The sequence below is a fragment of the Gordonia alkanivorans genome (assembly GCF_004011905.1).
Taxonomy (GTDB): domain Bacteria; phylum Actinomycetota; class Actinomycetes; order Mycobacteriales; family Mycobacteriaceae; genus Gordonia; species Gordonia alkanivorans.
The window spans coordinates 22,570-34,788 of sequence record NZ_CP027115.1 but is presented as its reverse complement, the minus strand read 5'-3'; the positions used below and the strand labels follow the sequence as shown (position 1 = coordinate 34,788).

General features: G+C 63.9%; 12 protein-coding genes. 4 read left to right on the top strand and 8 right to left on the bottom strand.

The window, feature by feature from the left end; genetic code table 11:
- Positions 1-9 precede the first annotated feature (9 nt).
- The 6 genes from C5O27_RS22545 to C5O27_RS22810 all read right to left on the bottom strand — a co-directional run bounded on the left by C5O27_RS22545 (position 10) and on the right by C5O27_RS22810 (position 5,756).
- Positions 10-207, bottom strand: a complete 198-nt coding sequence (locus C5O27_RS22545) for a hypothetical protein (RefSeq protein WP_127964003.1) — start codon at positions 205-207, stop codon at positions 10-12.
- Between the two features lie 509 nt (positions 208-716).
- Positions 717-1,628 (bottom strand): DUF2637 domain-containing protein, encoded by a 912-nt coding sequence (locus C5O27_RS22535; RefSeq protein WP_127963999.1) that lies wholly within the window; start codon positions 1,626-1,628, stop codon positions 717-719.
- A gap of 133 nt (positions 1,629-1,761) precedes the next feature.
- Positions 1,762-2,019: a hypothetical protein gene (locus C5O27_RS22530; RefSeq protein ID WP_127963997.1), complete on the bottom strand. Its 258-nt coding sequence runs from the start codon at positions 2,017-2,019 to the stop codon at positions 1,762-1,764.
- 212 nt (positions 2,020-2,231) lie between these two features.
- Positions 2,232-2,945, bottom strand: coding sequence for a ParA family protein (locus tag C5O27_RS22525; protein ID WP_011161105.1), 714 nt, complete (start codon positions 2,943-2,945; stop codon positions 2,232-2,234).
- Positions 2,946-3,382: 437 nt separating this feature from the next.
- A complete protein-coding gene (locus C5O27_RS22520; protein ID WP_244216658.1) occupies positions 3,383-5,368 on the bottom strand; it encodes a hypothetical protein in 1,986 nt (661 codons plus the stop codon).
- Positions 5,369-5,579: 211 nt separating this feature from the next.
- Complete coding sequence (locus C5O27_RS22810) at positions 5,580-5,756, bottom strand: hypothetical protein (RefSeq protein ID WP_164905372.1); 177 nt, start codon at positions 5,754-5,756, stop codon at positions 5,580-5,582.
- A 157-nt stretch (positions 5,757-5,913) separates the two neighbouring features.
- Between C5O27_RS22810 and C5O27_RS22515 the strand changes: the two genes are divergently transcribed.
- Both C5O27_RS22515 and C5O27_RS22510 read left to right on the top strand, forming a co-directional pair.
- Positions 5,914-6,843, top strand: coding sequence for a nucleoside hydrolase (locus C5O27_RS22515; protein WP_164905371.1), 930 nt, complete (start codon positions 5,914-5,916; stop codon positions 6,841-6,843).
- The gene (locus C5O27_RS22510; protein WP_127963991.1) at positions 6,840-7,415 is read left to right on the top strand and encodes an ImmA/IrrE family metallo-endopeptidase; all 576 of its coding nucleotides are present in this window, start codon (positions 6,840-6,842) and stop codon (positions 7,413-7,415) included. The genes C5O27_RS22515 and C5O27_RS22510 overlap by 4 nt, the downstream gene beginning before the upstream one ends.
- 119 nt (positions 7,416-7,534) lie before the next feature.
- On the opposite strand, the gene istB is transcribed toward C5O27_RS22510, so the two are convergent.
- Positions 7,535-8,323: an IS21-like element helper ATPase IstB gene (istB, locus tag C5O27_RS22505; RefSeq protein WP_062394395.1), complete on the bottom strand. Its 789-nt coding sequence runs from the start codon at positions 8,321-8,323 to the stop codon at positions 7,535-7,537.
- Positions 8,320-9,831, bottom strand: coding sequence for an IS21 family transposase (gene istA / locus C5O27_RS22500; protein ID WP_127962052.1), 1,512 nt, complete (start codon positions 9,829-9,831; stop codon positions 8,320-8,322). Before istA ends, istB begins: the two co-directional genes overlap by 4 nt.
- A gap of 188 nt (positions 9,832-10,019) precedes the next feature.
- On the opposite strand from istA, the gene C5O27_RS22495 reads away from it, so the two are divergent.
- Positions 10,020-10,616, top strand: a complete 597-nt coding sequence (locus C5O27_RS22495; protein WP_127963989.1) for a hypothetical protein — start codon at positions 10,020-10,022, stop codon at positions 10,614-10,616.
- A gap of 45 nt (positions 10,617-10,661) precedes the next feature.
- Positions 10,662-11,806 (top strand): IS3 family transposase gene (locus C5O27_RS22490; RefSeq protein ID WP_099047927.1). Its coding sequence is split into 2 segments (ribosomal slippage): positions 10,662-10,929 and positions 10,929-11,806, totalling 1,146 coding nucleotides; the frame shifts between segments, so codons are not numbered across the junction.
- Positions 11,807-12,219 lie beyond the last annotated feature (413 nt).

The window sequence follows — 12,219 nt, the reverse complement described above, 5'->3', positions numbered from 1 at the left end:
GGGCGGCGGTTACAGCTGCTCGACGCCCGGCGCCCCTGCTTCTTCGGCGTAGGCCTGGGCTTGGTCGAGTTCATCGGCGGTGTAGGTGCGGATGCCGGCGGGCCGGCCGGGTGATCGCACGATGAGCGTCAGGTCGGCCAGCTCGACGCGGCCACGTTTGGGTGCGACACGATTGGTGGGTCCGACCCCGTCATTGTTCTCGGTCATTGCGGTGCTTCGTCCTCTCGCGGTTGCAGTGCCTCGGACGGTACCCACATAGTGATGGTGGTCGCGGAAACGTGATTGGCGCTCTCAACTGGCATCTGACATACCCCGCGCCACAGTCCGTTTGAAGTTTGGAGCCACGCTAAGAGCAACGCCGGCATGGTCGGCTCGATCCGGGCCCCGGAGGCGCGAACTCGCAGTGACACTCCCCCGCCAGCCGCATACGAGCGACCGCACGACGGGTCCGCGATCGCCATGTCGATCAGCACGGGCCTCGGCGGGTCGAACACACGCAGTGTTCGAGTGTCGGGCCAGTCGTCGAACATGCCCAGAGTCTAACCTCTGCACTCGAATGAATGTTCGAAGTGGCGTGTAGTCTGTCCGAGTGGGCGGGGGTGTGCCTGGAACGGGAAGTCCGGGACCGCACGCACCTCCGCCTTCACCCTTCCGAAGCAGTACGGCAGTACGGCAGTGCGGCAATGCTGTGCTACTCCCCTACTCCCCTGCTGTGCTCATGTGGCGTCGACGAGCGCCGGTTGATCGGGTGCGTGCACACGCTCGCTGTGCACGACGGGGCCTGGGCTGCATTCGGCTGCGAGTTCCATCCATCGTCCGATCGTGGTTCTGTGCACACCCGTAAGCAGGGCGGTGTCCTCGCGAGGCACACGAAGACGCTCGGCGACGAGGACCCGCGCGACTGCGCGCTCGTCGTTCCGCAAGCGGCCTTTGCTGCATACGAGCCGGGCCAGCTGTAGGTCGCCATCGGAGATCTGTTCGTCGACGTCCTTCTGAGTGAGAAGGCGCGCGTCTTTGGCAGGTCGCGTGTCGCCGGCCGCGGGTGTAGGGGCGGTGACCTGCGGGTGTGCATAGAACGCACTCGTATCGAGCTCTTCCTGTGTGTGCACAGGTACGTCCGTGTCGTTATCGTCCCGGCTTGCGGTCTCGTTGAGGGCTCGCGCCTGCTCAGGCAGGGCCGCACCACCGGTCCACACGTGCATGACGAGTCCGTGGATGCTCGCGAGCAGCGCCAGTGGCGCGACGATCGCGATAGCCACGGCCATGAGTCCGTGCATGACGCCCTGGTCGGTGGCGAGGAATGCGTGGCCGGCGTTACCCGCCACGCTCACCGTCGAGAAGATGGCGAGCATGGCGAAGTGGTAGCGCTTGCCGGCGTCGTCGCGGCGTTTGGTCGCGACGTAGACGCACCAGGTGGCTTGCAGAATGAAGACGTCGATCACGACGGGCAGGAGCCAGGTCAGGCGGTCCGGGATGGCCCCGGACATGCGGGCGAGGTCGCTCAGTGCTGTGAAGCTCAGGGTGAATGAGGCAGCAACGACGATGAGGCTCAAGATGACTGCGGTAGCCACGCTGGCGGTGTTTGACGCGCCCTCGGCGGTGTTGCGGACGTGGGTAGGGTCGGACATAGATCAACAGCTCCGTTTCTGTTGGTCGTCGGTCCTGGTGGTGCTCCAATCACCACCAGGACCTCTTTACTTCACCCCGTCAGGCGGCAGGCCCGACAAAGACCAAACGTTGTGCAGTTGTGCCGTTACAACGTCAGTGCCGGGGCCGGCCTGGCTTCGTGTGTGCGGTTGCGGCGCTCTCGGCGCGGATTGCCTCGATGACCTGCTCTGGCGTCATCTCGTTCATGAGCTTGCGGACGGCATATCGTGCGATAGCGCTGCGTGAGTCGATTCGGGGCTTGGTGCGGCGGCCGGCAATGCTCACCTCTTCCAGCCAGTCGTCGGTCGGCTCATCGAAGTAGATCGTGCTCGGGCCGACAGTGCGTCCCGTCGCACTCGCCGTGCTCGCCATGCTCGGTGCGGGTGCGGGAGGCTGCTTCTTCTTGGTTGGCGAAGAGACCTGCACGGCAGCTGGGGTGTTGGCTGTGGTGTCAGGCTGGTCGGGTGCCGCCTCCGGCGCCGTGGCCGGTGCGGCAGAGACAGCGGGGGCTGTGTGCCGCGGTGGTGGCATTGAACGTGCCCTCGCGCGCTTCTGTCGGGCCTGGGCCATGTCATCGAGTCCACTCATCGGACGTACTCCTGGACGAACTTCGCGGTCTTTTCGTATGCCTCGGCGACAGGCTGCAGCGCCTTTGCCGGCGGGTTCTCTGAGGTGATGGCGATCCTCTTTGTCCGTCGTTCCACCGCAACTGCTCGAGGAATCGGAGGGCCAACCTGGACTGGGGTGCCTTCGACCGCCCTCGCGAGCCTTCTGAGTTCCGCCTCAGGCGGAACAGGCGGGATCATCGTGGGCGAGATGATGAGCGGATAGTCGGGCATGTCGTTGATCAGTTCTTCCGTGGCCGTCAGATCCAGGTTCCGGAGTGGAGTTGGGACGATGACGGCGTGAGCGACGCTCAGGGCGCCAGCCGCAGCTGGGGAGATCCCGGGGTGCGTGTCGACGATGACCCATTCGGTGTCCCACTCCCCCGCCCATCGTTCAAGAGCGTCGGCCACGACGTCGTGCTGTGGCATCTGGTCATAGAGGTCGGGGTGGCCGGGGACGAGACGTGGTTTGCCGTGCCCCTTCAACGGACGCGGGGTGCGGCCGCTTTGGAGTGCGTCGAGAATGGGAATGCGGAGCCGGTCCAACGGCCGATAGCCCCACTTACCTGTCACTCCCCCACCGTCATGTTCGAAGTCGACGAGGACCGCATCGAGTAGGTGAGCGAGCTCGTAGGCTCCCGTACTCTTCCCCACCCCGCCTTTTCGGGAGTGGTGCACGACGATCTTTGCCATTGCGATCCTCCATCGTTGAAACGTTGTGACTGCACAATGCTTGGGAACTTATTCCACTTGAACGCTGGAACGTTCTGCCGTTTCAGGTTTGTACCGGCGGAACGTTGCAACGTCGCGACCCTGAAACTTTGGACCTGCGCAACGTTTTAAGGTTTCCACGGTGCAACGTTATCGCGTTACATCGCTACAAGGTTATAGCAATGCAACCGCGTGACGCTGGAACTATTTAACTACACAACGTTCCCCGGTGACAACGTTACACGCGCACAACGTTCCCAGCTTTTAACGTTTCCATCGCTTAACGTTCTCCAACTCCAATGTTTCGGCATTAGGACGTTGTAGCGTTACAACCCTACGTGTGTATTCACTCGGGATGAAGGTGGAGACGATCGCGAAGCAGCATGGACGTGGTGGGGCCCCAGATGGGGACTGGGGCCTCAGCTATCGGGCAGAGTCGCGGTCTCGGGTGGCGGCGCAGGCCGCGCACCGGACCACCGGTAGCGGCTGCGACCAGACGTCTCGGCTGCCACGGTGACGAACAGGCTGCCTTGCTCCCGTCCGGCTATATCGGTGTGGGTTAGACGGTCCCGAAGAACCGTGAGCCCGCTCCGCATGCGAGCCCGCTCACCTGGTCCTTCGGCGTGGTAGGCCTTACGTTCGCCGACGATCCGCGCGCGGAGTTGTTTCGCTCGCTCGAACGCACCGCTAGAGGTAGCCGCGCAGTCGACAGCTCCCTGATCTGCCTGAGCGGGAGTGACTGTCCAGCGGGTTCCCTTCCCCGTGCCAATCCGGGTGACCAGGCCCAACGAACCGAGGGTGTTGAGCAGACCCAGGACGCCCCATCCAGTGCCGCCAGAGGGCAGGAGAGACTTAGTCGCCACCTCGGGGGTGGTAGCCGCCTGGTCTTGAGCGGACAGCAGGGACCACAGGGTGTGAGCGTGGTGCCCTAGTTGCCCCCAGAGCGGGTGGAGCCGCATGGGGTCTGTGACGTCATGGGCACCATTTCCCCGGTAAAACTCGTCTGGCACCCGCAGCGAGTACAAGGCAGCCTCGTTGGCTGGGCCGTCGCGCCAGTCTCGGGTCCGAAAGAGCAGGCCACGCTCCTGGAGGCGTTGGAGGTGGACGAATGCGCGGCTGTCGCATACCGACATCCAAGTCGCGAGGCAGCGTTTGGCGATCGGACGATCGACGAGGCCGTGGCCATCGGTGAACCTGTGGGTGATGACCGCAACTGCGGCCGCGACCAACTCGGGTTCATCCCAAGTGGCGACCTCGGCCAGCGCGTCATCGACGAGGGACTGGTCGGCGGGGTCCAGCGGCGGCCGATGGCTGCTCGCGCGCTCGGCGATGCTCTGCCAGTGCGCGGCACACGCTGACCGGGCGCGCCGGCGGTCACCGTCACGGTCACGGAACTTGGCGAAGGCAGGGCAGTGCGCATAGAACCAGCGCACCGCAGCAAACGAACGCAGACCGACGTCCCACAGCACCCACGCCGCGGCCGTCGCCGCAGCGGAGCGGTCCTCACCTCCGGTGTCGTTGAGGACGCGCCACTGCTCGGCGGAGATGGGCGTCCGGCGCCGCCAGGCGCGCGGTGCCTGCCACTGCAATTCGCCCGCACCGTCGGTGTCGGGAGCGAGTTCGTGCATCTGCGCGACCGCCGACAGCGCGACCATCGGACCCGGGGTGGGGGAGTGGGGGGTGAGGTCTTCAGTGATCGCGGCACGGACCCGGTCGCCGGCATGGGCGACGACCGCGCCGATACGCACCCGCTTGACCTGACCGTCGCGACGGTGGACCTCTACCTCGAGTCCGGGGCGGTACACCTCGGCGTCGAGCTGCACACACCACCCGTCGTCGTGGCGGGTAAACGTCGCCTGCACCGGCCCTGGCTCATCACTGCCGAGGGCCGCACGCAACCGTGCGGCGGTCTGGACGGCGGTGATGGGTTCGAGGTCATCGTTGACCGGTGTGCAGTGGTGGCCGCCGGGTTTCAGTGACGCGCTGCCTGGCAGACGGAGCAGATGCCCTGGGCTCAGCACATCGATGCGGCGAGCCGACAGGTTGAGCTGGCGGCGCAAATCAGCAAGGAACTCGCGTACCCCGCGGTCAGAAGCAGACGAGGCGCATTTGAGCATCACGTGCAGCGAGTCCGGGCTACCAGACTTGGCGAGGTAGGCGGTGGTCGCGGCATAATCGCCGAGCACACCGCGCAGCCGCGGCCACACCTGCTCAGCGCATCGGTCGAGGTCGATGACCAGCAGATCGCTGCGGATCGGGGCCACAACCGCCCAAATGGCCTTGCCACCGCCAGCACGCTCTGCCTCGGTGATCAGCTCAATCGGGTTGCCGCTGCGCTCCCGGCGCGCCTTGTTCGCCGTCGCAGTGCCCGCCAAAGCGAATGCTTCGCCACCGGGAGCGGGCATCACCCGGTACACCTCGGCCCACCGCGACTCAGTAACCGAGTCGTGATCCGACACGCATTCATCAGAACTAGCGCGAGCAAAAGGGTGCGCGCTATCCTGAGACCAGTCCGACACAGACTGTCCCTCCGGGGATCAGGGAGCGAGATTGCCGCCTCGCCCCTCAAACTTCACGAACGCCCTCGGTTGCCGCCGGGGGCGTTCGTCATTTCAGTTATGCGCTGTCGCGCAGCTTCAGTACCTCCTGACGCATCGGCACGACCGTCGAGGGCAACCGATCTCGGTTGTCCTCAGCGATCAGCAGGCAGACGTAGTCCGTCAGCGTCAGACCACGAGATAGTGCGGCGGCTACTGCCGTCTCTTTGACCTGCGCGAGGACCTTAAGGTTCATCGGCGCAAGGTCCGCTCCGGTTGGGTCCTTTCGGGGGCGTCCTGCCATGCCTGCCATTCTGGCTACACAAAACCCCCGGACGGGGGCGACACGCCGTTAACGTAAGGGCCAATTCTGTAGACCGCACTTACATACACACTAACGTAAGAGGATGGGGATGACGTCTTTCAACGGGGTTGTGCACATTGACACAGACTGCGGTGTTGATGACGCGCTCGCGCTGGCGGTACTAGGCCAGGAAATCAACGTCGCAAGCGTCTCTACCACCTGGGGGAACTGCTCGGCTCTACAAGCAGCAGCAAACGCCAGGTACATCCTTCAAAGAACGAAAGCAGCCCAAACTGGGGTAACCCCCGCGTACAACGACCCGCCGGCATCCTGGTCGCCCTCTGATGTTCACGGGCCGGACGGGATGGGAGGTGTCTTCTACCTGTCACCGGCTGAGAGGTCGCGGAGTAGCGACACAGCGGTCAGTACGATCGTTCGCTTCGCCGAGCGAGCAGGCAAGGGTGGACGGTTGCTTGCGATTGCTCCACTGACGAACGTCGCGGCCGCGTACCGCGCTGCGCCCGAGGCATTGCGGTCGCTAGACCGAATAGTCGTGATGGCGGGCCAGGGGCTCACGCCTCGGTCGGCATGGCTCGACGAGACCGGCGATACCAACACCCGGCATGATCCTTCGGCGACTGCGGAGATCGCGGCCAGTGCGCTGCCGATCACATGGGTCGGCATCGACGTGACCAGACATGTTCTGTTGAGCGCGGATGTGTTCGGCGAGTCAGAATTTGGCAAAACTATGCGTGCGGTGAGCGAAGGCTACGGCGCCAGCCGGGCAGCTTCTTACGGCTATGCCGCCAGTGGCCCGGGATGGCGGGTGCCGGCCCATGACACGGTGGCGGCAATGGTTCTGCTGGGCGAGGGCGGCGCAACAACCTCTGACGCACGGGCGGTGGTAGACCGCTCCTCAGGAACTCCGGTGCTGAGAGGTCGGGCTTCTCGGCGGTCAGACACCACACACAAGTTCGTGACGGCCCCACCTGATCATCTCGCTGTGCACGCTCTACTCCGGAAGGCGTTCGCGCAGTGAAGATTCGTGACCGGATGCTGATTCGCCTCATTGTCCGCGGAGCCGTACGTCGACGTGCTCGGACTATTGAGGATCTGAGCGCCTACTGCGCAGCAAGAACCGGCAAGGAGATACAGCTGACCCCATTGCGGGGGCTCACATCTGTCTCCGGCGTCGTCGCGAGAGACGACGACAACAACCGAGCTGACATCTTCTATGCCGACTCAGACGGCGAGTGGCGGAGACGCATTACGATCACGCACGAACTTGCGCATCTGTTCCTCGACCACACCTGTGCGCACTCGGACGCGCCAGATGTCCGCGACATCCTCGCAATGATCACGAGAGTGCCGCGCGCGGCGGTAATCCGGGCCTTGGAGAACGCATCGTTTGAGCAGCGACCTTTATCCGAACGCGCTCACGGACTCGCAGACTCTCACTTCGACAACCCTGACGAACGTGCCGCCGAGACCCTAGCCAGCAAGCTCCTGGTACTGACCCTCGTCTCAGATGCGGACTTCAACTCCTTAAGCACCTACCAGAGCTTGGTGTCGGACTCTTCGGTCGTGACAACCTTCTTGGGACCTCGATGAGAAATACCATCCCACTGTGGTTAGACATTCTCATTGTCGTAGCCGCGTTCGCGTGTCAACGGCCAGTTTGATGTCCCCGCTGGTGGCCAGGTAAAAGTCCCCACCCTGTGCGGGATGTTCTAGGTCGGTGGCACCTCCGTTCGGTGTGTCATGCGGTAGGAGTCGCCGTCGGTGATGACGATGGTGGCGTGGTGCAGGAGCCGGTCGAGGATGCTGGCGGCGGTGGTGTGTTCGGGCAGGAATCGTCCCCATTGTTCGAAGGGCCAGTGGCTGGCGATCGCGAGAGATCGGCGTTCGTAGGCGCCGGCGACGAGCCGGAACAGCAGTTGGGTGCCGGTGTCGTCGAGCGGGGCGAATCCGATCTCGTCGAGGATGAGCAGATCTTGGCGCAGCAGGGTGTCGATGGTTCTGCCGACGGTGTTGTCGGCCAGCCCGCGATACAGGGTCTCCACGAGGTCGGCGGCGGTGAAGTACCGCACTTTGTGTCCGGCGTGCACTGCGGCGATCCCCAGCCCGATCAGGGTGTGACTCTTACCCGTCCCGGCAGGGCCGATCAGGGCGACATTATGTTGCGCCCGAACCCATTCCAGTGAAGACAGGTATTCGAAGGTATTGGCCGGAATAGAGGATGCGGCCACGTCGAACGATTCCAAGGTTTTGGTGACCGGGAACCCGGCAGCTTTTAGTCGGTTGCGGATGTTGGAGGCATCACGAGCGGCGATCTCGGTTTCCACCAGGGTTCGCAGTACTTCTTCGGGTGTCCACCGCTGGGTTTTCGCGGTGAGCAGGACCTCGGGTGCGCTGCGGCGGATCGAGGCCAGTTTCAATCGGCGTAGCGCGTGATCGAGGTCGGCCGGTAGCGGCGGCACTGTCTGAGGTGCAACGGGTGTCGATGTTGTGGTGGTCATGACACCTCCTTGTCGCCGGCGCCCAGCTTGTAGGCATCCAGCGAGCGGGTGGGCGCGGTAGGCAGGTGACCCAACAGTGCTGTGCCGGCCGGTCGCGGGTTGGGGGTGCCGGCTCCGGCATCGAGGATCGAGCGCACATCGGCGGCCTTGAACCTCCGGAACGCCACCGCCCTGGTCAGAGCGGTGAGCACCTGTTCGCGGCCGTGGGAGGTGACGAGCCCGAGGATGTCATCGAGTTCACCGCCCAGGCGGGTGTTCCCGATGGCCGCGGCACCGACCAGGAACTGCTCAGCAACCTCACCGAGATCGCAGAACTGTTTCTCTACCGCAGTTTTGGGCCGTGGTGCACGACTGGGCGGGGTGCGTGGCCCCCCGTAGTGATCATCGTTGAGGACGACCTCACCAGGTGCGGCCAACAGATGATCGGCGACCACCTCACCGGAGGCAGGTTCGGCGATCAGGAGCCGCTCACCGTCCTGGATGAGGGTCACGGTGGTGCCGATGAGCCGGTTGGGTACCGAGTAGCGGGCCGAGGCGTACCGGATACACGAGAGGCGATCGACCTTACGGGTGACCGGCGGTGGACCGACCTGGGCCCGCAGAGACGGCAACGGGCTCAATGTGTCTCGTTCGATCGTGAGTTGGTCAGCAGGCACGCACAGTGTGTCGCTGTGACGGCGGGTGTTGACCTCGACACACCAGTCCCGCGCGGCCCGGTTCGCTGCGTGCACATCCAGCTGCACGTCGTCACGACCAGCAGCGATCTTGGCTTCGGTCCACAACGGCTGCGCCAGATCCGACTGCGCGTACCCGCAGAGGTTCTCCACGATCCCTTTCGATTCCGGATCGGCGCCGTGACAGAAGTCCGGGGAAAACCCGTAGTGGGTGGCAAACCGCACATACGTGGGGGTGGGTACGACGACGTTGGCGACGACTCCACCTTTGAGGCAACCCATCCGATCAGCGAGTACCTTGTTGGGCACTCCACCGATCTCTTCTAACGCTTCGGCGATGAATCCGAGTGTGGTGATGGATGTTTCGTTGGTGGCGAACCGAACGAACCGCCACCGCGAGAACGCCAACACCGCGCAGAACATGTGCAGCCCGCCGATAGCGGCCCAATCGATGACCAGGTAGTCACCCGGAGCCCACACCGCCGGGCGGCGGCCACGATGATGATCACGGCGCCACTGTGTTTTCTCCTGGGCGACGAGACGACGGAAGTTGCGGGCCGAGCCCTCATAGCCCGCGGCACGTGCTACCGGCAGCAGTCGCTTGGCGGTGATCCGGCCGTGTGACCGCTCGACTCGCTCAGCGACCAACTCGGCGACCGCATCGTAGTTGCGGGCCCGTTCCTTGCGGTCGGGTGGTTGATCGTCGGCCTCGAACCGGTCGACCACACGCTTGACGGTCTTGTGGGTGGTGCCGCACACCTCGGCTGCGGCGCGATAGCTTCCGAGTTCTCGGTAAGCAGAAATGATGTCCATACGGTCCTTCGCAGACTTCAATGGAACTCCCAGGCGGTGATGGTGATCGGTTGGCACCTTCACCGTCATCGCCTGGGCCCTCAGTTCCGGGTCGACACGACGAACACAGGGTGGGGACTTTTATCTGGCCACCAGCGGGGACCTCGACCTGGCCACCAATGGGGACTTTCTCATGGCCATGGACATTCGCGATTGTTGCTGCGCGAGCAATGCTGATGCGGTCAGCTTCAGCGCGCTGGTTCACAGTGCTGGTCGCCTGCTTCGCGGTAGCCGATCTGATCAAGATGGGCGTGGTCAATGACGCACTGGTGTCCCTGATCGACGCGCGTGCGGTTCGCGTAGCGGCACAGATCTTCACCATCGCCGCGGCCCTGGTGGCCGCGGCGGCCGTCCGGGACGCGCGCACAGCATGGGCAGGCCGTTCGGTCCGACGTACTAGACGAATCATCTTGCGCGCACTTGCCGTATGGCTGGCCACGTCGGCTGTGCTGATCGTCCTTGACGCAGCAGCGGGTGATCGCGAGCTGCCAATCGAGGCAGCAAGCCCAGGGTGGTCGATTGCCTATTTCGTCGTGTACGCCGGGGCCATCGTGCTTGGCGACGGGTACGCGCTCGCGCACGTGATACTGGCGTTGCGGTCCCACGATCGCAACGAACGGCCCCCGGCCGCGATTATCGCGACGGGAATCGGGATCTTCGTTACCACGGGACTGAACTCCCTGAGCCTGTTGTGGTACGCCGTTGCTCACGCGACGGGGACAATCGGTACTGGCATGTCCCCCGTGAACCGGTCCGGTCTGTTTTAGAGTCCTGATTGCCCTGTTGAGGGCAGAGAAGGGACGATGAGGATCATGGCAGGACGCAAGCGCCACTCGGCAGAGGACATTGTGCGCAAGTTGCGCCGGGCTGACGAGTTGGCGGCGCAGGGCAAGACCGGCGAGGAGATCGCCGCCGACCTCGAGGTGTCGGCAGCGACGTTGTACAACTGGCGCCGCCAGTACGGCGGCATGGACGGTGACGCGGCCAAGGAGCTCAAGGAGCTGCGTGAGCAGAACGGCCGGCTCAAGCGGCTGCTCGCCGATGCCGAGTTGGAGAAGGACGCGCTACGGGAGATCGCCAAGGGAAAATTCTGAGCCCAACCGCCAAACGCGCCGCCATCGACATGCTCAAAGACGTGATGAACATGTCAGAACGCAAGGCGTGCAAGGTTGTTGGGCTTGCTCGTTCAGCGTATCGTCAACTGCCGCAAGCGCACACCCCGGCTGACCCGGATGCTGGCCTGCGCCAGCAGCTACGAACCTACGCCCGTCAGAACCCACGCCACGGGTTCCGTCGGGCGTGGGCCTGGCTGCGTTTCGACGAAGGCGACACCGTGAACAAGAAGAAGGTCCACCGGCTGTGGAAGGAAGAAGGATTGCAGGTGCGCCGGGCGCCGCGGCGTAAACGGGCCGGCCAGTCGTCGGTGCCGATTGTCACCGCGGACGCACCGAAAGTGGTGTGGGCATTGGACTTTCAGTTCGACTCCACTGTCGACGGACACAAGATCAAGATCGCGTCCATGGTCGATGAACACACCCGGATGTCGCTGCTCAACATTGTGGATCGCTCGATCGCCGCCGACCGGTTGATCGAGGAGTTGAAGAAGACCTTCGCGATCTGGGGTGGCCCACCGAAGGTGCTGCGCATGGACAACGGCCCTGAGTTCATCTCTGAGGCCCTCCAGACGTTCTGTGCAGGGTCGGTGGGGATCTCCTACATTCCGCCTGGCACGCCGTGGAACAACGGGTTCATCGAGTCGTTCAACAACCGGTTGCGCGACGAGTGTTTGAACCGCAACTGCTGGCCCACCCTGTTGGAGGCCCGCGTGGTCATCGAAGACTTCAAAGACGACCACAACCACCGACACCGCCACTCAGCGCTGGGCTACAAGACCCCGGCCGAGTACGCTGCCCGATGCACCCACCAGCACCACCCCGTGGGCTGCGAGATCGACTGACCGACCGCAAGTAAGAACTGGCTCTAGGACCGACTGGACCGGTTATCGGGGACCTGCCAGTACCGCTGAGCGTTTGCAACGGGACAGCAATGGCAACGTGTTTGCCTACTTCACACTTGGTATGACGGCGATCGCGCTGGCCGGTTTGGTGAACTGGTCGGCGCGACAACGGCCTACCGATTCCGATCTCGCCTCAGCGTTACGAGGGCTGCCGATCCTCTGGCAGCATCTGGTCGAGCGAGTTCCTTCCGTGCGGTTAGACCCAGCTGTTCCGCTCGATCGCGATGAGGCGACAGTCCGGATGATTACCGAGTGCATCGACGCTCTTGTGTTCCTCCACGGCAAAGGCGGCGACGACCTGAACCAGAACGACGTCGCCACAACGCCGGCGGAAGTGCTTCGACTCGCGCGGC